Origin of the sequence: Acidothermus cellulolyticus 11B (assembly GCF_000015025.1) — a bacterium.
GTDB lineage: Bacteria > Actinomycetota > Actinomycetes > Acidothermales > Acidothermaceae > Acidothermus > Acidothermus cellulolyticus.
The window spans coordinates 783,339-802,247 of the sequence record NC_008578.1 but is presented as its reverse complement, the minus strand read 5'-3'; the positions used below and the strand labels follow the sequence as shown (position 1 = coordinate 802,247).

The following is an 18,909-nucleotide window of genomic DNA, read 5'->3' as shown; positions in this document are numbered from 1 at the left end:
GTGAGCACACTTCTTGTTGCACTCCTTGTCGTACCGTTCGTCGCCGCCGGTGTCTGCCTCATCGCTCCCCCAACAGCGGGCCGGATCCTCACCGCGGGTGTCGGCGTTGGCTCCTTCGGCGCGGTCCTGGCGCTGGTTACCGCGACGCGTGCCCATAGCGTCGCCGCCGGTTTTCTCCGGGTCGACGCGGTTTCCACGATTTTTCTCCTTGCCACCGCGCTTGTGTATGCCACCGTTGCGCTTTACGCCATCGGCTATCTACGGCCCGAGCACGTCGACCGTCGATACTGCCGGCGCATCCTCGCCGGCATCAACCTCTTCGCGTGGGCCTTGCTGGCGGCGCCGATGGTCAACGGATTCACCCTCCTTTGGGTCGCGGTCGAGCTCACTACGGTCATTTCTGCGCTCCTGGTCGCCATCGACGACACCGACGCCGCAACGGAAGCCGCCTGGAAATACGTTCTCATCGCGTCAGCCGGTCTCGGCCTTGCCCTCTTCGGAACGGTTTTCTACTACTACGCCGGCTCACAGGTGCTTGGCACGTCCTACACCTTCACCTTCGACGCCCTCACCATGCACTCCGCAGGACTTCCGCACACGGCCGTCCGGCTTGGATTCGTCCTTGCCGTCCTTGGTTTCGGGACGAAAGTCGGCTTCTTTCCGGTGCACACCTGGCTGCCCGATGCACATTCCGAAGCGCCGACACCCGTCTCGGCCCTGCTCTCCGGCTCGCTTCTCGCAGTAAGCTTTTACGCGATCCTCCGTTTTTACCAAGTCGCCGTCGCAACCCTCGGCGCTGCTTTTCCCCGCCAGGTCCTGCTCGCCTTCGGCATCGCGTCGCTCGCCCTCGCGGCGCTGTACCTGCTCGACCAACGGGATATCAAACGCTTGCTTGCCTATTCCAGCATTGAGCACATGGGAATTCTTGCCGTCGGCATGAGTTTCGGCGCCCGCATTGCCGTCGTCGGCGTTCTGCTGCACGTCCTCGCACACGCTGCAGCGAAGGGAAACGCGTTCATGGGGGCGGGGGTTTTCGTCCGCGCGTTCGGAACGAAGGATCTCACCGCCATGCGTCGCGGCTTCACCGTACTCCCCTGGTCCGCGCCGCTTTTCCTGTTGGCGATACTCGCCCTTGCCGCCGCGCCGCCGTTTGGAATCTTCCGCAGTGAGTTCTATATCGTCGCCGGTGGACTCGCCGCCGGCCACAGCGGCACCGTCGCGGTGCTCGTCGCTCTCGTCATCCTCGCCTTCGCCGGTCTCACCTGGACGACCACCGCCCTGGTTTTCCCCGCCGACGAAGCCGGAATCACCACGGCGTCCGCTTCATTGTCATCCAACGCGGCGGACGGCCGGACGTCGGACGAGAGCATCGCCAAGACGCCGGATCGGCCGACCCCCCGGCTGGGCCGCGAATTCAGCGCGTGGCTCGTGATCCCGCCGGTGCTCGGACTGGCTGTTCTCGTGCTGCTCGGGATGCACCCTCCGGCGTCCCTCATCGACCTGCTCACCCGCGGCGCCGTAGAACTCGGAGGTGGCTGATGACGCTGACCCCGCTGACCGCAGATATCGCCGTCTGGCGGACGAACATCCTCGACCGGCTCGCCTCGAACCGATTCGCCAGCCTGTTCGCCACCGCTCCCCCGGAGTCCGACCTCCGGCTGACGGCGCTTCTGGCCAGCGCCGGCAGCATCGACGCCATCGACGTCGCGGTTCCGCGCGGATCAACCAGCTACCCGGCGCTCTCCGCCGTGGTGCCGGCCGCCAGTTGGTATGAGCGGAAAATCCACGACCTCTTCGGCCTCGAACCGCTCGGGCATCCGCGGCTCGACCCGCTGATTCTTCCGCTCCGTGAGGCACAACCGCGTCCGCTGCCCGGACAGCGCTCGGCGATACCGCCGCTCACCCCGGACGAAGCGGCCATCCCGTCGCGGGTCCTCGGCCATGGCGTCTTCACCATTCCGCACGGACCCGTCCGCTCCGGTGTCTATGAATCCGTGGAGTATCTCGTCGAAACCCCGGGAGAGGACATTCCGTACGTCGGCATCCGCGTCTTCGCCAAGCATCGCGGCATCGAGCGGCGCTTCGAGGACCTCGACGTCTCCGACGGCGTATTGCTGGCGGAACGGGTCGAGGGAATCGCCTCGGTGGCGCACGCGCTCGCCTTCTGCCATGCGGTGGAAGACCTCGCCGGTGTCATCCCGTCACCGCGGGACCGGTCGGTGCGGGTTATTTTCGCGGAACTCGAACGCATCGCCAACCACCTCGACGTCGCGCTGAAACTCGCCGACGCCGCCGGGCTGGCCGTTGCCGTGTCCCGATTCGGCTACCACAAGGAGCGCATTCTGCGGCTTATCGGCGCCGCGTGCGGCAGCCGCTTCGGCCGCGGTGTCGTCGTACCCGGCGGTATCGGTTGCGAACCAGCGATTTCCCCGAACGCACTGCTCACCAGGCTGGACGACATTCTCCGTGAGGTCTTCGCGGACGCCGACTTGCTCATGCAGACGCCGTCTTTCCTCGACCGGCTCCGCGGCACCGGACCACTCGACCCGGCACTCGCCCGCCGGCACGGCGCCCTCGGACCGATCGGGCGGGCGTCAGGTTTCGACGACGACGACCGTTGGCATCGGCCGTACGACGAGTACTCCGATCTGCCGCAGTTTCCGGCGGTGTCCTCCGGATCCGGCGATGCGTTGGCACGGCTGGAAATCCGGTGGTCGGAAATCCGCAGTTCGGCGGAGCTCATCCGGCAGGCCGTCGCACACATCGCGGCATTGTCGGCTCCGACCGCCGAGCCGGCCGACGTGCCTGCCGCCATCGACCGGATCAGCGGCCGCGGCATCGGTTGGGCGGAAGCGCCGCAGGGCGAGGTCGTTTATGTCGTGGAGTGCGACGACGGGCGGATTTCCCGATGTGCGCCGCGGTCGGCGTCCTTCCATAACCTCGTGCTCTTCCACGACGTTTTCGCCGGCGATATCCTCACGGATTTTCCCTTCATCGAAGCCAGTTTCGGGCTCTCCATCGCGGGGGTGGCGCTGTAATGCCGTGGTTCACCCGTGGTCGCCGCCGCGTCACCAGCCGCTGGCCGGCCCACCCTGACTCGTACCGCGACACGTTCCCTGGTGCGGTCACGCCCATCGACCGACCCGGTGAGGCGGTTCCGGCGGAAATCCCCGCGGTCTGCCCAACCGGCGCCATCAGCCGGGACGGAGACCGGCTCCACGTCGATCAGGGTCGGTGCATTCTCTGTCACCGCTGCGTGCGGCAGTATCCGGAGCGGTTCCGGTTCACCATTCCTGCGCCGGCGGCGCACCGGGACCTCCTCGTCGTCCCCGCACTCCCGGAAACGGACGACGCCCTCGCTGCGGTCCGCGCCGAGCTGGCCCGCCGGACCCGGCTGCTGCGCCGATCCATCCATGTCCGGCACGTGGACGCCGGTTCCGACGGCGCCGATGAGTGGGAGGTCCTTGCCCTGCTCAATCCGGTGTACGACATCCACCGGCTCGGGATTTTCTTTACCGCATCCCCCCGGCACGCCGACGTCCTGCTGGTCACCGGCGTCGGGTCGCGGGGAATGGCCGCGCCGCTGGCCCGAACTCTCCAGGCCGCGCCGCGGCCGTTGGTCGTCATCGCAGCGGGCACCGATGCGATCAGCGGCGGGTTGGTCCATCCGACGTACGCGACCAGCGGGGGAATCGGCGACCTCATCGCGGCGACCCCGGACTCGGCGGGTGCCACGGGTGCCGCGGACGGCGATCCCGTACGGGTCGACATCTGGGTGCCCGGCTCGCCGCCTACGCCGTTCGCCCTGTTGCACGCGCTTCTCCTGGCCATGGGACGGTTGCAATGATCGAACTGCTGATCGCTGGATTTGCCTGCTTGGCCGGGGCAATCGTCTGGGATCTCGTCGTACCGATCCGGGTCGGTCCGGCGCGGATGGGCGGCCCGCTTCTCGCGGCCGCCGGATCCGCGCTCTTCGTCGTTCTCGGGGCCCGCGCGATGACCGGCCGTCAGATGACCGCCGACCTCCACCGCCTTCTCGCGCTGCCCGTCGGCGGGTTGCGGGTCGACCACCTCGCCGGCCTCTTCCTGGTGATCTGCTTCGGCGTCGCCGTCCCTGTCCTGCTGGCGGTCGCCGAGTGGGCGAGACGCGGGCTCCGCCGCCACGGAATCGGCGGAGGCATCGCGCTCCTCCTGGCCGCCGCCGCACTGGTCATAGCAGCGGACGACGTCTTCGTCCTCGTCGGCGGGTGGGAGCTGCTGTCGCTGGCCTTCTACCTGCTCGCGGGTGCGCCGCAGCGCTCCGGCGGCGGTCGGGCGGCGATGACCGCGTTCTCCTTCGGGAAGATCGGCGGTGGCCTGCTCCTGGTGGGATTCCTGCTGCTGGCCGCGCCGCAACAGGGTCCCGGCGGCTGGCGGTTCGCCGACCTCGCCGTCCACCTCGGCCCGCGGCACGACATCGCGTACGCCCTGCTCGTCGCCGGGTTCGCGAGCAAGGTTGGGCTGCTGCCGTTTCACGTGTGGGTGCCGCCCACCTACGCCGCGGCGGTCGGCCCGGTCCGCGCGCTGCTTGCCGGCGCGGCCGTCAACGTGGGCTTCTACGGTCTGTACCGGACGGCGGCGCTGCTCGGACGCCCACCCGTCTGGCTGGTGGTTGCCGTCCTGGTGGTCGCCGGCATCACCGCGATCCTGGGCATCGCGCATGCCGCGGTTCAGACGCACCTGATGCGCGTAATTGCTTACTCCAGCGTGGAGAATGCCGGGCTGATTCTCGCCGGTTACGGGGTGGCGCTGGCCGGTTGGTACGTCGGCCAACCCCGGCTGGTCGCCGTTGGGTTGCTTGCCGCGACGCTGCAGGTCATCGCTCACGCCGCGGCGAAGGCGCTGCTCTTCGTATCGGCGGCCGGTCCTGAGCGGCACGTCGGAAGCGACGACCTCGACGAGCTGGTCGGCATCGGACGGCGACTGCCGGCCTCCGGCGCGGGACTCGCGATCGGTTCGATCACATTGGCGGGATTGCCGCTGACCGCAGGCTTCGTCTCCGAATGGTTCCTCCTCGAGGCGCTCATGCAGCAGTTCCGGCTCACCGGCCTGGCCGTCAAGGTGGCGATGGCGGTCGCGGGTGCTCTCGTTGCGCTGACCACCGGCTTTGCCGGCGTGACGTTCGTCCGGCTCTTCGGATTCGTCGTCCTGGGCAAGCGCAACGGCCAAGCCGCAACCAATAGAGAACGCGGTGATCTCGGCTGGCTTGGCGGATCAGCCGTCGCAATACTCAGCCTGGTCTGCCTCGCGACGGCCGCCATAGCGCCCGAGGTGATCCGCTTCATCGCGGCCGGACTGGATCCGCTCGTCGGGCGTGACCTGGTGACGCAAGCGCTCAACGGACCATGGGTGCTGCAGCCGGTCTTCGCCGACTTTTCGATCCTCTCCCCGAGCTGGCTGTGGATCGTTCTTCCCGGGTTCCTCGCGCTGGCCGCCGGAATCGGTTTGACGGGATCCCGGCTGGCCATGCTTCGAGTCCGCCGAGTACCGGCATGGCGATCGGCGACCGGCGGGGTGGCCGGCCATGACCGGTACACGGCGTTCGGGTACACCAACCCGACACGGAAACTGCTTGCCGGGTTGCTGCTCACGCGCACGGAGCTGCGGGCGCTGGAAGCGGCGACCGGCGGCCGGGCCGGGTCGGGACAGCGGGGAGTGGGCGACGTCCAGCTTGGATACACCAGCGACGTCGTCGAAGCGGTCGGCGCCTTCCTCTACCGGCCGTTGATCCGGTGGACGCGCCGGGTCGTGGCTGGGGTGAAACGGCTGCAATCGGGCCGGCTCGAGGCCTACCTCGCGTACATGCTTGCCGCTCTCATCGCGTTGCTCGCCGCCGTCGCAGGCATGGGCCACCGATAACATCGGGTGTCGGCCGCGTCCGACCTGCGGCCCGGCGTCGAGTGGGGTGATGGCAGGCCGTGCGGCAGAAACTGACCCAGGGGGTCCGCCGGGTCTGCCATCTCCTCGGCGCCATCACCGCCCTGCGCGGAGAAAAACCCAGCCCGGTGCAACTGGTCCCGGTCACCGGCGTCCGCCAGGCTCCGGAATCGCCCGAATGGGAAGCCGTTGACATCGATCCGCAATTCCTGCTCGCCGGGCACATACCCAGCGGCTGGGTCGAATTCCGCATGCGCGCCGGCAGCCGGCAGCTCATGCGGATGCGTCTGTACCTCGACCGTGGCGCGGGTTTCCACGAAGCGGACTGCATCGAACTCGGCACGGTTGCGACCGTCCGCCCAGTGGAACAGCGGGCCGTCTTCTTCCTCCCCCCTGACACCTGCCGCCTGCGTCTGGATCCGATGGAACGGCCGGGCCGCTTCACCTTCGACGACGTGACGGTGCGACGCGTCCACCGTTTCGAGCTCCCCGCCCGTGCGCTGTACCGCCGGTGGTTGAGCCTCCCGGGTTCCACCATCCGTAGAACCACAGTGCTGCTCAGCGAACTCCGCGCTCTCATTGGACCCGACGGACTGCGCGCGCCGCGCGTCCTCGCCACACCGGGCTATCCGCCGGATGTTGCACCATCGCCGGCTGAGCTTGCCCGGCAGTACACCGTCTGGATCCGCAGATCCGAAGCGCGCGCCGCGGATCAGAAACGTCTGCGCGCCACGATCGCCGGCCTCCGCCGGACACCGACCATTTCCGTACTCGTTCCGGTGCACAACGCCGCCGAACGCTGGTTGCGCCGCTGCATCGACTCGGTTCTCGCGCAGTCCTACCCTTACTGGCAACTCTGCCTGGCTGATGACGCGTCGAGTGCGCCCCACGTGCGGCAGGTGTTGGAGGAATACGCAGCGCGGGACGCCCGCATCACGGCAATTTTCCGCCCGGTGAACGGACATATTTCGGCGGCGTCGAATTCCGCTCTCGACGCCGCGCAGGGCGATTTCATTGCTCTTCTCGACCATGACGACGAACTCGCGCCCGACGCCCTCCTCCACGTAGCCGCCTTGCTCAACGAGCATCCCGATGCTGACATGATCTACAGTGACGAGGACAAGATTAATGAGGACGGCGTACGCCAAGAACCGTTCTTCAAACCCGACTGGTCCCCCGAGCTGCTCCTCTCCCACATGTACACCTGCCACCTCGGGGTGTATCGGACCGAACTTGTCCGGCGGATCGGCGGATTCCGGCTCGGCTTCGAAGGCAGCCAGGATTACGACCTCGTCCTGCGGCTCACCGAACAGACCGATCGCATCTACCACATACCGCGCGTCCTCTACCACTGGCGTCGACATCCTGGATCCGCCGCCGCCAGTGCCGACGCAAAGCCCTACGCATACGCCGCCGCGCACCGTGCGATCCGCGAAGCATTGCACCGCAGAGGAGCGGTAGCGACAGTTGAGGAAATCACGGAAGCGCGGGGAAATTTCCGCGTCCACTATGCCGTCTCGAACCAGCCGCTCATCTCCATCGTGGTCGCCGCACCCAATACCGGCGTCATTGATCCTGACTGCATCCGCGCACTGTTCGATCGGACTGCGTACCCGAACATCGAGGTCATCGTCGTCCACGACGGCCGTAACGATGAACAGCTTCGCGACCTTCTGACTTTCTGGCACACGCAGGAGCCGAAGCGATTTCGGGTCGAATCCCTGCGCACGCCGGCTCGCCGGAGTCGGCTGATGAACCACGGCGCCGACTGCGCATCCGGCGACCTCCTCGTTTTTCTGCACGGGGACGTCGCCGTCGGCACAGCAGATTGGTTGGACGAAATGGCCGGGTACGCCCTGCGTGAGGAGATCGGTGCCGTGGGCCCCGTGCTGCTCCGCCCCGACGGCACGATCGACCATGCCGGTTTCGTCCTTGGCATCGCAGGCGGAATCGGGCACCCGTTCCGCGGCTTCCCGGCCCACCACCCCGGGTACTTCAATCGTCTTCTCATCCCGTCGAACGTCGCCGCTGTCAGCAGCACGTGTCTCATGGTGCGGTGCCAGGCCTTCCATGCGGCCGGTGGTTTCGACGATGAACTCAGCGGCGCCATCGGTGACGCAGATTTCTGCTTGCGCCTGCGGCAACGCGGCCACCGTACGGTCCTCTTGCCGTACGTGCGGCTCTGCCATTACGCGCCGGAGCCCGAGGTCGAGAAAACCGCCCCTCGTCAGATGAGCCTGCTGCGCAGACGCTGGGCGACGTACGTCGACCACGACCCGTACTACAACCCGAATCTCACCCGGACCCGCAGCGACTACTCGCTGCGCATCTGACGGATACCGAGGAGGAGCAGCGTCGTGGCGACCACTGTTGAGCAGCAGCGTTGGCTCACTCCGGGCGTCGGCAGTGTGGGCGCGGCCAGCTTTTTCAGCGACGCCGGGCACGAAATCGCCACCGCCGTCTTGCCGAGCTTCCTCACCGGCGTCTTGCACGGCTCGGCGGCTGCGCTCGGACTGATTGAGGGGTTCGCTGATGCGTTGACCGGCGTAGCCAAACTGCTCGGCGGCCCGCTTGCCAACGATCCTGCCCGCCGCAGGCGGCTTGCCACCGGAGGGTATCTCGGAACGGCGTTGGCCACCGGCCTTATCGGGGCGGCGACGGCCGTGTGGCAGGTTGGGGTTCTGCGTGCCCTCGCCTGGACGTCCCGTGGCATCCGCTCCCCGTCCCGTGACGCGCTGCTGGCGTCGGTGGCACCCAGCCACGCGTACGGGAGGGCGTACGGCCTGGAGCGTGCCGGTGACAATCTCGGCGCGGTCATTGGCCCGCTGCTTGCCGCCGGGCTGGTGGCATGGATCGGTATCCGCCACGCGCTCTATGTCGCTTTCCTGCCGGGAATTCTCGCCGCGGTGGCGATTGGCGTGGCGGCACGCGAAGCCAGCGCCCGTGACTCCGTGCGCCGGGAGCGACCGCGGTTCGCCTGGCGGGCTCTGCACGAGGCCGGGGTGATTCGTGCGCTCTTGCCCATCGCGCTCTTCGAATTCGGCAACGTGGCGACGACCCTGCTCATCTTGCGGGCGACCCACGTGCTCACCGGTCACGGCGAAACGGCGACTGCTGCGGCGAGTCTGGCGATTCTCATTTATGCGGCGCACAACGCGTTCGGTTCGGTGGTCGCCCTCGCCGCCGGGCGATGGGTCGACCACGCGGGCCCCGCGCCGGCATTCGCCGCCGGCGGCGCGCTGTACGTGCTGGCCTACGCCGGTTTCGCCGTCGGTGTGGCGGCGTGGTGGTGGCTGCTGGCGGCCTTCATCCTTGCCGGCGCGGGAATCGGGCTTGCCGAGACCGCCCAATCGGCGCTCTTCGCCGCTCTGCTGCCTGACCGGTTGCGCGGCAGCGGATTCGGCGTGCTCGGCGGTGTCCAGGCGCTGGGCGACCTTGTCGCGACCGCCGTCGTCGGAATTCTCTACGCAACCGTCTCCCCGGCCGTTGCCTTCGGCTATGCCGCGGCGTGGATGGCGGCAAGCGTTGTCGCGACGGGACTCCTCAACCGCCGGCGCCAAGCGAGCAGGTAACGCCGTCCGCCGCAGCGTCCTTGCGAGCGGCCTATGATGTCGAGGTGTCCGCACCGAGGCTTCGCAACTGGGCTGGAAACATTGCGTTCCGCCCGCGCCGTTACGTTCAGCCCCGTGATCTGGACGAGCTCGTCGAAATAATTCGGGTGTCTGATCAGGTACGGGTCCTCGGCACCGGACATTCGTTCAATCCGATCGCCGACACTACCGGCACCCTGATTTCCCTTGATCACCTGCCCCGCGAGGTGCGGGTCATGCCGGGACGAACCGCCGTGAGCGCCGGCACGCGATACGGCGACCTGGCGTTCCCGCTGCACGAGGCGGGATGGGCCCTCGCGAACGTGGGCTCCCTGCCGCACATCTCCATAGCCGGAGCCTGCGCGACGGCCACTCATGGTTCGGGGGACCGCAACGGCTGCCTGGCCACCGCCGTGGCGGGCATGACGGGCGTCGACGGCACCTGCCGGGTCTTTCACCTGACCGCCGAATCGCCGGAGTTTCCCGGCGCCGTGGTCCACCTCGGTGCGCTGGGCGCCGTCACCGAAATCGAGCTGGTTACCGAACCAACTTTCACCGTGCGCCAGTGGGTATATGAGGACGCCCCCCTTGACAATGTTTTCGCCGACCTTGACGATGTCACCTCTGCTGCGTACAGCGTGAGCATTTTCACCACCTGGGATCCACCCACCGCCCGCCAGATCTGGCTGAAGGAGCGGGTGGCCGCCGGCCGGCCGGACCCACCGGCGCGACGCTGGGGCGGCCGGTTGGCCGAACGCGACCACAACCCGGTTCCCGGAATGCCCCCGGAGAACTGCACTCCGCAGCTCGGCCGGATCGGACCGTGGCATGAGCGGTTGCCGCATTTCCGTCTGGACGTCACGCCCAGCGCCGGCGACGAACTGCAGAGCGAATACTTCGTCCCTCGCGCCGCCGCAGTTGAGGCATACCGCGCCCTGCGGCACATCGGCTCCCGCATTGCGCCGGTCCTGCAGATTTCCGAAATTCGCACGGTGGCGGCGGATGAGCTCTGGCTGAGTCCGGCATACCATCGGCCGTCGGTCGCGTTTCACTTCACCTGGATCGCTGATGAAGAGGCGGTCCGGCCGGTGGTTTCCGAGGTCGAGCGGGCGCTCGCTCCGCTGCAGCCGCGGCCGCATTGGGGCAAGCTCTTCACCATGGATCCGGCCGTCGTCCGGGCGGCATATCCACGCTTCGACGACTTCGTCGCGCTCGCGGAGCGTTACGACCCGGAGGGCAAGTTCCAGAACGATTTTCTGCGTCGCTTTTTCGCAGGATGACGAACGACCGCTCCGCTATGACGTCCCAGCGCGCGAAACCGCGCACGGCAGCGCAGGTGGTGCTGCTCGGCAGGCCGCAGTATTTCTCTGTCGTCATCGCGACGGGGATCGTCTCGCTGGCTGCGCACCGGCCGATAGCGCCGTACCCCCGTCACGGATACACGTGCCCGGCGTGCAGACCGTGCACGGACGCGGCACGTTCCAGAAATGCCGGCTGCAGCTCGGCGTACGCCGCCACCCACGCATCGACCGGCGGCGTGAGATCGACCTGCGCCACACCACGCTCCGGGACGTCATCAGCCTGCGTGGCGCGGCGGGCGAGCAGCGCGGCACCCACGGCGACGATTTCCGGCGTACGAATTCGGCGGATGGGCCGCCCCAGAATGCTGGCTTTCATTTGCATCCAGAACGTGACGTCGCTGCCGCCGCCGATGCAGACGACATCCGACGCAGCGGCGTCCAGATCCGCCAAGGCGTCGGCCGCGGCAAGCGACCATCCCTCCATGACGGCACGGGTCATGTGCTCGGCGCCGTGGTCGAAACGGTGACCGAAGAAGGCACCGCCCTGTCCGCTCCTGACCCGCGGGGGGACATAACACAACCCGTTTGCGCCGACGGAAACAGCCGCGGTGCGCTGATCGAGCTCGGCGAGCGCCGCAGCGTCCCGGCCCGCAAACAGACGCCGGATACTGCTCACCCCCGCTCCGGACTGCAGCGCAGCAATGGCGACCAACCGGTCCGGTGCCATGGCGACCCCGAAATCGACACCTCGCTCATACGATGCGGACCGGAATTGCTCGACGGTCACCGGAGCGATGAGCGCTTCGGCGGTGCCCATCGAGTCGAGCACCGACCCTGGCTCGGTCACCTGCGCGGCGTACGCTCCGACGATATGGTCCAGGCCGGTAGCCACGACGGGTGTGTCCGCCGCCGTCACAAGACCGGGAACGGCGTCCTTTCTGAGCAGGCCGACAATTCCGCCGCCGGGAAGCAGGGGAGGTAAAGCGTCCAGCCCGCGCGGCAGGACCTCCGGCACCCATTCGGCACGCCAACCCCCTGCCGCCAGGTCGAAGAGCGCGGTCCGGCTTGCGTGACCGTAACTCATGCCCGCCCGCCCGGTCCACTTCCACATGACGTAATCGGCGATACCCAACCAGCGGTCACACGCCTTCCATACGCCCGGCCGCTCGGATTTCAGCCATAGCAGCTTGAACACGGTAAGGCCGAGATCCGGGTGCAGTCCCGTCACCGCAAAGATTTCCTCGCCCGGATGCTGCGTCAGCCACTGCCGGGCGGATGACGACGGACGCCGCTCGTACCAGGCAATCGCCGGGTACAGCACCTCCCCATTTCTGCCTAACGGAACGCCTTCCTCACCGACACTCGTCACCCCGATCGCCTGGACGACGGTCGGCACCCGGGCGGCGGATTGAGCGCGGCACATCACCGCTTCCGCCGACCGGCGGATCTCCTCCGGATCGTGACACGGGCCGACGCCGTCCGTCCCGACCGGCGTATCCGTTTTGGCGATGCCCAGCAACGAACCGTCCGATCCGACCAGTACGCACTTGATGTGCGTCGTCCCGATATCCAGGCCGCACCAGACGGGTTCGCCGTCAGGCGACACTCGCGAGCCCTTCCAGCGCTGCAGCAGCGCTCACCCGGCCATGCACGAGTTCCACCAACGCCCGCATCACCGCGGCACGCTCGGCTGGTGGGCGTTGCCAGACCTGACGTCCGATGACGATCCCCGACGCTCCGGCCCCAAGCGCCTCGTCGACGACCTCGACGAGATCCGCAATCGTCGAGACCCGAGGTCCGCCGAGGATGACCACCGGCAGCCGCGATTCAGCCACGAGTGCCGCGAGCAGCTCGGGTTTCCCGGGATAGGCCACCTTGAGAATGTCGGCCCCGAGCTCGGTCGCGATGCGGGCCGCGTCAACCGTCAGCTCCGCAGCCCGTTCCCGGGAGGTTTCGCGGAGGGTGACCGGCTCGACCATGACCGGAATCTCCCACCGGTCCGCCTCCTCCACCACACGTGCGATCCGCGCCGCTGTCGCTGTGCGTTGCACGGCGGGAAAATCCCAGGCCATCAGCAGTTTCACCGCGTCCACACCGAGCCGCGCCGCCGTCCGGATCGAGGCCACGACCGACGACGCCGCGGTCGCGGCATCCTGATCGTCCCAGAAAAGCGTATCGACCGTCAGCAACCGGGCCGGGCTTGTTCGTTCCGCGAAGAATTCCGCCGTCGCCCGTACGAGGCCCGCGGACATCAGCAGGCCGTCGCACCCCGCCTCGATCGCAGACCGGGTCATCGCGACCGGATCCTCCAGGCCGGAAATTCGCCCGAGCATCAACCCGTGGTCGACGGGAAGGACCATGGTCCGCCCATCACGCCCGAAAATCCGGCCTAACCGGTACGTCTTGCCTGCGCCCACCATGTCCCCTTTCCTGACGTCCTTTCGCACCCGGTCCCAACCGGCCGTACGCCGTCACGCCAGCACGAGCCGGGGCACGACTTTCCGGAGATCGTCGGCCAAATCCGCGTCCAAGCCGTCGTCGGTGATGACGACGTCGACATCGGCGAGCGGCGCCACATGAAAGAAGTCGTCGACGCCGATTTTGGAATGGTCACAGAGGACGACGACTTGCCGGGCGGCGGAAATCATGGCCTGTTTCGTCATCGCCTCGGTCTGGTCGGTCGTCGTCAGCCCGCGTTCAACCGACAGGCCGTTCGTGCCCAGAAACGCGACGTCCACGCAGACATCGGCCAATGAACGGTTCGCCCACGGGCCGACAATGGACAAACTCCGCGGCCGCAATGCCCCGCCGAGCATGAACAACGAGACGTCCGGCCGGTTGACCAATGACAGCGCGATCGGCGGGCTGTTCGTCAACACGGTGAGCCGGCGGTCGCCGGGAATGTGCTCGGCCAGCGCGGCGGTCGTCGTTCCGGCGTCGAGGAGGATGCTTCCTTCGGCAGGCAGGTAGTCGACGGCCGCCTTGCCGATCCGCTCCTTCTCTTCGACCATCACCGACGTGCGCATGCCGAGGGCGGGGTCGAAGCCGAGCCGCTGGACCGGTATCGCCCCGCCGTGGGTGCGCCGGACGAGCCCCCGCCGCTCCAGGATGGTCAGGTCGCGCCGGATCGTCTCCGTGCTCACCTTGAGCCGCTCGGCGAGCGCGGCGGCATCCACCCGCCCCTCCTTTCGGGCGAGCTCGGCAATGTAGAGCTGCCGTTCCTCGGCGTACACCCGTCCTCCTCGCTCCGCCGTCGACGGCTTGTGTCCGCGATCGTTCGCAGGCCGCTGACCCGACGCACTCCCGCTGACCGGAAACCACACACGCTGGCCCCAGTGTCTGCCCGAATCCGTGGCACTGTCAACTAAGGCAGCGCTGTCCCGCGGGTGTGTCCGACGGATTACAACGATTTCAACACAAACCCTTGCGCTTCCAACGGATACGGCCTAGAGTTCCGGCGTATTCGCAACCATACCCACACCGGAGGCGTGATGAAAGGAAGATCCCGGCTCGTCGCGGTGAGCGCGGTGGCGGCCGCCGCCAGCCTGGTCCTCGCAGCCTGCAGCAGCTCCAAGAGCTCCTCGCCGTCGTCGAGCTCCGGCGCACCGGCCGCGAACACGAGCGCGGCGTCCGCCAGCGCCGGCGCAGGGGGCGCGGGCGGCGGCAAGATCCAGGCCGCACTCATCCTCAAGGAGTTCACCAACCCGTACTGGATCTCGATGGAGAATGCCGCGAAGGCCGAGGCGGCGAAGCTCGGCGTGGATCTCCACGTTTCGGCCGGCAAGGCGGACGATGACGCCACGTCCCAGATTCAGCAGATCGACGCCGCGATCTCCGCGGGTTACAAGGGCATCATCATTGCCATCAACAGCGACGCGGTGAACACCGCCTTGCAACGCGCGAAAGCCGCCGGGCTCCTGGTCGTGGTCGTCGACACGCCGCCGATCCCGGCGAGCATCGCGGACGTCACCTACGCGACCGACAACCTGCAGGCCGGCCTGTTCATCGGCAAGTGGATGGCGCAGAAGCTGAACGGCGCCAACGCCGACATCGCCATGCTGGACGACCTCGCCAATCAGGTGATCACAGTGGACGTCGACCGGGACCATGGCTTCCTCCAAGGCATGGGCATCCCGGTCGGCAATCCCAACGTGAACGGGCAAGAGCCCAAGTCCGGTCATTACACCGGGGGGAAGGGCGGCAGCTATAAGATCGCATGTCAGCTACCCACCAACGGTTCCGCGACTGGGGGTCTGTCGGCAATGGAGACCTGTCTGTCGAAGGACCCGAACATCAATGTCGTCTACACCATCAACGAGCCGGCGGCCAAGGGGGCGGCGCAAGCCCTGAAGAACGCCGGCAAGACCCCCGGCAAAGACGTGACGATCGTGACCATCGACGGAAGCTGCAACTACCTGTCCCTCCTCACCAGTGGGGAGATCGGAGCGGACTCGGGGCAGTTCCCGGGCAAGATGGCACAGCTCGGCGTCGACGCCATTGCGCAGTTCGCGAAGACCGGTGCGAAACCGAGCATGCCGGCGGGCAAGGACTTCATCAACACCGGCGTCCAGCTGATCACCGCTCAACCGCAACCAGGGGTGGACAGTGTCACCCCGGACCAAGCGAAGTCCAGCTGCTGGGGATGAGCTCCAGTGACGGAACCTCGCACCGCGACGGCGCCCGAACGGACCACTCCGCTCGGGCGCCGTCGCTCGGCCTCAGCTCGTGAAATACTCCGCGCCCACCCGACCCTCGGGCCCCTCGTGGTGCTCGTGGTGTCGGTGGTCGTGTTTGGGCTCATCAATACGCGGTTCTTCAGCCCGGCAAACCTCTCCATCATGCTGCAAGAAGTCGCGGTCATTGGTTTGCTGGCCCTCGGTCAGACCATCATCATCCTCACCGCCGGAATCGATTTGTCCGTCGGCGCGGCGATGATTCTGGCGCAGATGGTGATGGCCGGCACCGAAGTCAACAGCGGCGTCCCCGCCGGTCTTGCGCTGGTGATCGGCCTGCTCGTCGCTCTGCTCACCGGGCTGGCGAACGGCTTTCTCGTCACCCGGCTGCGCGTACCGCCGTTCATCGCCACCCTCGGCACCCTCGGTGTCTTCACCGCCGCCGGCCTTAAGTACGCCAACGGGCAGACGGTGAATCCGCCGCAGTCGAGCATCCTGCTCTGGTCCGGAAAACTCTTCGGCGCCGGGAGTTTCCGGATCACCACCGGCGTCGTCACCATGCTCGTGTTCTACCTGGCATTCGCGTACATTCTGGGCCGGACGGCGTGGGGCCGGCACGTGTACGCCGTCGGTGACGACATCGAAGCCGCCCGGCTCTCCGGAATTCACGCCAGCCGAGTGCTGCTCAGCGTTTACCTCATCGCCGGTCTCATTTACGGCGTCGCGGGCTGGGTGCAGATCGGCCGGGTGAGCAGCGCAAGCACCAACATTTCGCCGACGTTGAATCTCGACAGCATCACCGCCGTCGTCATCGGTGGGGTGAGTCTGTTCGGCGGACGCGGCGCAGTCCTGGGCACCCTCCTCGGCGCGCTCATCGTTCAGGTCTTCCAGAACGGGCTTGCCTTGGCCGGCGTCCAGGAGCTCTACCAGCAACTTGCCGAAGGACTGCTGGTCATCGCGGCGGTGAGCGTCGACCGGTGGATTCGAGGGGAGACCCGACAGTGAGCCAACAGACAACCCGCACCCCGGTGCTCGCCGCGACCGGACTGGTGAAGGTCTTCGGGCACGTCGAGGCCCTGCGCGGCGCGGATTTCGAACTTTACCCCGGCGAAGTGCTCGCCGTCATCGGAGACAACGGTGCAGGGAAATCCACCCTGATCCAGTGCCTCTCCGGTGCGATAACGCCGGACGACGGACACATCTTCTTCGACGGGGCCGAAGTCCGATTCAAGGATCCCCTGCAGGCACGGCACGCCGGCATTGAGACGCTGTACCAGAGCCTTGCGGTGAGCCCTGCCCTCGACATCGCGAGCAACATCTACCTCGGCCGGGAATTGCGCCGCCGCGACCTTTTCGGCCGGATATTCCGCATGCTGGACATCGGGACGATGCGCCGGCTCGCCGAGGAGTACGTCCGGAATCTCGGCATCGAAACGCTGCAAGACATCACGCAGCGGGTCGAAGTGCTCTCCGGTGGGCAGCGACAAGCGGTCGCCATCGCCCGGGCAGCGGCGTTCGGCAGCAAAGTCATCATCCTCGACGAGCCGACGGCGGCGCTCGGCGTCCGCGAAGCCGCTCACGTGGAGGATTTGATTCGCATGCTGCGGGCGAGAGGGTTGGCCGTCGTCCTCATCAGCCATAACATGCCAAGCGTCTTCCGGCTTGCGGACCGCATTCACATTCAGCGTCTGGGCCGGCGGGTCGCTGTCGTCACCCCGCAGTCGCACTCCATGCCTGAGGTGGTGGCCATCATGACCGGCGCCGCCGCCGCCTGAGATGGCCGACCGGCGTCCCCTGCAGGTGGGAGCGGAGCTCGACTGGCTCGTCAACCGCGCCCGCAGCTTGGCCGCCCGTGGATCGCGGGCAATTCTTGGCATCACCGGTCCGCCGGGTGCCGGAAAATCAACACTCGCGGAGCACCTGTGCGCCGCCCTCGGCGACGCAGCCCTCGTCCCGATGGACGGCTTTCACTTGGCGGAGCGGGAATTGCGGCGGCTCGGCATCGACCGGCGGAAAGGCGCGCCGCAGACCTTCGACAGCTACGGCTACCGCGCCTTGCTCCACCGCCTGCGGGCGGCGACGGAGCCGGTCGTGTACGCACCGGAATTCCGGCGTGACCTGGAAGAACCCATCGCCGGGGCAATTCCCGTTCCGCGCGGCACGCAGCTTGTCATTACGGAGGGCAACTACCTCCTGCTCGACGATGAGCCATGGTGCGACATCAGAGAACTGCTTGACGAAATCTGGTACATCGACCTCGATGACGCGGTCCGCATCCGCCGGTTGGTCGAACGGCACATTCGGTTTGGCCGCGACCGGGACGCCGCGGAGGCGTGGGTCGAGGAGAACGACGAACGAAACGCCCGGCTGATTGCGCAGACCCGCGACCGGGCCGATGTCGTCATCGTGTCCCGCTAGCGCTGCGCAGCGCAGCAGACGGCTCACCCGCCGGCTGCGCGGCACACCCCCGGGGACGCAGCAGACGGCGCGCTCCCCGGCGGTACAGCACGGCGCACTCGCCGACCGCGCGCTCCCCGCCGGTACAGCAGGCGACGCACAACCGCCGGCTACGCACGTCCCGACGACGGTTGAACCGCAATGCGGCACCCCTGCGAAGCAATGGATAGGTGCCGCCGCACCGGTACGCCGTCACCGAAGGGAAGCGCCTGTCATGACATCACAATGGATCACGCGCGCAGGCAGGTGGATCGCATGGGTTGCGATGGAACTCACTATCGGCATTCATGTCGCGCTCACCCCGATGCACTTGGAGGAGAAGTTCTACATCGGCGTCCTATTCACGATCGGAAACGCCGCGCTCTTCGCCGCGATGCTCTTCCTGATGAGTGCGCGCCTGCACGTGGTGGGTTGGTTGTTGGCCGCCGCCACGTCGGCGGTCGAATTCGGCGCTTTCCTCGCGAGCCGCACTATTGGATTGCCCGGCGGATATCGGGAAGGCTGGATCTCGGCACCGGAAGACCTGCTGGGTCTGGTGTCATTGGCGTGCGAGGTGGTCGTCATCGCCCTGGCGCTGTGGGTGGGACTTGCCGGACCTCGTGCCACCCGTGACCAGGCCGCCGACGGCCGCGCGACCAACGGGGCTCCCTCGCCGGTACGGGCGCTGTTCATCGAACAGGTTCGCCGGCAGATATCCATTGGCGACATCACGCGGTGACGACGCACCAGCGCAAGAGGCTCAACCGTGCGATGGTAGCCCCGACCGGATTCGAACCGGCGCTACCGCCTTGAGAGGGCGGCGTCCTAGGCCGCTAGACTACGGGGCCGAATTTCTTGCGACATCCACCGCGACGCCCGCGACCCGACGCCGCGCATCACCGGATCATCACCGGCTGGCTGGGGTACCAGGACTCGAACCTAGACTAGCGGAGCCAGAATCCGCCGGGCTGCCAATTACCCCATACCCCATCG

The 18,909-nt window shown here is 67.3% G+C and carries 15 protein-coding genes and 2 tRNA genes; 12 read left to right on the top strand and 5 right to left on the bottom strand.

The window, feature by feature from the left end; translation table 11 throughout:
* The 7 genes from ACEL_RS03755 to ACEL_RS03725 are packed head-to-tail and all read left to right on the top strand — an operon-like array spanning position 1 to position 10,786.
* On the top strand, positions 1-1,539 hold the full coding sequence (locus ACEL_RS03755) for a proton-conducting transporter transmembrane domain-containing protein (RefSeq protein WP_011719565.1): 1,539 nt from the start codon (positions 1-3) through the stop codon (positions 1,537-1,539).
* Positions 1,539-3,038 (top strand): NADH-quinone oxidoreductase subunit D, encoded by a 1,500-nt coding sequence (locus ACEL_RS03750; protein ID WP_011719564.1) that lies wholly within the window; start codon positions 1,539-1,541, stop codon positions 3,036-3,038. The genes ACEL_RS03755 and ACEL_RS03750 overlap by 1 nt, the downstream gene beginning before the upstream one ends.
* Positions 3,038-3,847: an NADH-quinone oxidoreductase subunit B family protein gene (locus ACEL_RS03745; RefSeq protein WP_011719563.1), complete on the top strand. Its 810-nt coding sequence runs from the start codon at positions 3,038-3,040 to the stop codon at positions 3,845-3,847. Before ACEL_RS03750 ends, ACEL_RS03745 begins: the two co-directional genes overlap by 1 nt.
* Positions 3,844-5,898: a proton-conducting transporter transmembrane domain-containing protein gene (locus ACEL_RS03740; protein WP_011719562.1), complete on the top strand. Its 2,055-nt coding sequence runs from the start codon at positions 3,844-3,846 to the stop codon at positions 5,896-5,898. Before ACEL_RS03745 ends, ACEL_RS03740 begins: the two co-directional genes overlap by 4 nt.
* Before the next feature lie 59 nt (positions 5,899-5,957).
* A complete protein-coding gene (locus ACEL_RS03735; protein WP_049751365.1) occupies positions 5,958-8,249 on the top strand; it encodes a glycosyltransferase in 2,292 nt (763 codons plus the stop codon).
* A 24-nt stretch (positions 8,250-8,273) separates the two neighbouring features.
* Entirely contained in the window at positions 8,274-9,488 is a 1,215-nt protein-coding gene (locus ACEL_RS03730) for an MFS transporter (RefSeq protein ID WP_011719560.1), read from the top strand.
* Between the two features lie 44 nt (positions 9,489-9,532).
* Positions 9,533-10,786 (top strand): D-arabinono-1,4-lactone oxidase, encoded by a 1,254-nt coding sequence (locus ACEL_RS03725; RefSeq protein ID WP_011719559.1) that lies wholly within the window; start codon positions 9,533-9,535, stop codon positions 10,784-10,786.
* Positions 10,787-10,937: 151 nt separating this feature from the next.
* Here the strand turns inward: ACEL_RS03725 and ACEL_RS03720 are convergent, their stop codons facing one another.
* The 3 genes from ACEL_RS03720 to ACEL_RS03710 are packed head-to-tail and all read right to left on the bottom strand — an operon-like array spanning position 10,938 to position 14,040.
* On the bottom strand, positions 10,938-12,413 hold the full coding sequence (locus tag ACEL_RS03720) for an FGGY-family carbohydrate kinase (RefSeq protein WP_011719558.1): 1,476 nt from the start codon (positions 12,411-12,413) through the stop codon (positions 10,938-10,940).
* Entirely contained in the window at positions 12,403-13,227 is an 825-nt protein-coding gene (locus ACEL_RS03715) for a class I fructose-bisphosphate aldolase (RefSeq protein WP_049751364.1), read from the bottom strand. The genes ACEL_RS03720 and ACEL_RS03715 overlap by 11 nt, the downstream gene beginning before the upstream one ends.
* Positions 13,228-13,278: 51 nt before the next feature.
* Positions 13,279-14,040, bottom strand: a complete 762-nt coding sequence (locus tag ACEL_RS03710) for a DeoR/GlpR family DNA-binding transcription regulator (RefSeq protein ID WP_011719556.1) — start codon at positions 14,038-14,040, stop codon at positions 13,279-13,281.
* A 258-nt stretch (positions 14,041-14,298) separates the two neighbouring features.
* Here ACEL_RS03710 and ACEL_RS03705 point away from each other — a divergent pair, with 258 nt between their 5' ends.
* From ACEL_RS03705 to ACEL_RS03685, 5 genes are all read left to right on the top strand, one after another.
* Positions 14,299-15,453, top strand: coding sequence for a substrate-binding domain-containing protein (locus ACEL_RS03705; protein ID WP_011719555.1), 1,155 nt, complete (start codon positions 14,299-14,301; stop codon positions 15,451-15,453).
* A 6-nt stretch (positions 15,454-15,459) separates the two neighbouring features.
* The gene (locus ACEL_RS03700) at positions 15,460-16,485 is read left to right on the top strand and encodes an ABC transporter permease (RefSeq protein WP_011719554.1); all 1,026 of its coding nucleotides are present in this window, start codon (positions 15,460-15,462) and stop codon (positions 16,483-16,485) included.
* Positions 16,482-17,255, top strand: a complete 774-nt coding sequence (locus ACEL_RS03695) for an ATP-binding cassette domain-containing protein (protein ID WP_011719553.1) — start codon at positions 16,482-16,484, stop codon at positions 17,253-17,255. Before ACEL_RS03700 ends, ACEL_RS03695 begins: the two co-directional genes overlap by 4 nt.
* Position 17,256: 1 nt before the next feature.
* The gene (locus ACEL_RS03690) at positions 17,257-17,898 is read left to right on the top strand and encodes a nucleoside/nucleotide kinase family protein (RefSeq protein WP_011719552.1); all 642 of its coding nucleotides are present in this window, start codon (positions 17,257-17,259) and stop codon (positions 17,896-17,898) included.
* A 253-nt stretch (positions 17,899-18,151) separates the two neighbouring features.
* Entirely contained in the window at positions 18,152-18,655 is a 504-nt protein-coding gene (locus tag ACEL_RS03685) for a hypothetical protein (protein ID WP_011719551.1), read from the top strand.
* A 33-nt stretch (positions 18,656-18,688) separates the two neighbouring features.
* Here the strand turns inward: ACEL_RS03685 and ACEL_RS03680 are convergent.
* Both ACEL_RS03680 and ACEL_RS03675 read right to left on the bottom strand, forming a co-directional pair.
* Positions 18,689-18,764, bottom strand: a tRNA-Glu gene (locus ACEL_RS03680).
* A 67-nt stretch (positions 18,765-18,831) separates the two neighbouring features.
* Positions 18,832-18,906, bottom strand: a tRNA-Gln gene (locus ACEL_RS03675).
* Between the last annotated feature and the right edge of the window lie 3 nt (positions 18,907-18,909).

Excerpts from the sequence above, each read along its gene's own strand:
- ACEL_RS03750 (WP_011719564.1), top strand. The coding sequence starts at position 1,539 with ATGACGCTGACCCCGCTGACCGCAGATATCGCCGTCTGGCGGACGAAC.
- ACEL_RS03745 (WP_011719563.1), top strand. The coding sequence starts at position 3,038 with ATGCCGTGGTTCACCCGTGGTCGCCGCCGCGTCACCAGCCGCTGGCCG.
- ACEL_RS03740 (WP_011719562.1), top strand. The coding sequence starts at position 3,844 with ATGATCGAACTGCTGATCGCTGGATTTGCCTGCTTGGCCGGGGCAATC.
- ACEL_RS03715 (WP_049751364.1), bottom strand. The coding sequence starts at position 13,227 with ATGGTGGGCGCAGGCAAGACGTACCGGTTAGGCCGGATTTTCGGGCGT.
- ACEL_RS03705 (WP_011719555.1), top strand. The coding sequence starts at position 14,299 with ATGAAAGGAAGATCCCGGCTCGTCGCGGTGAGCGCGGTGGCGGCCGCC.
- ACEL_RS03690 (WP_011719552.1), top strand. The coding sequence starts at position 17,257 with ATGGCCGACCGGCGTCCCCTGCAGGTGGGAGCGGAGCTCGACTGGCTC.
- ACEL_RS03685 (WP_011719551.1), top strand. The coding sequence starts at position 18,152 with ATGACATCACAATGGATCACGCGCGCAGGCAGGTGGATCGCATGGGTT.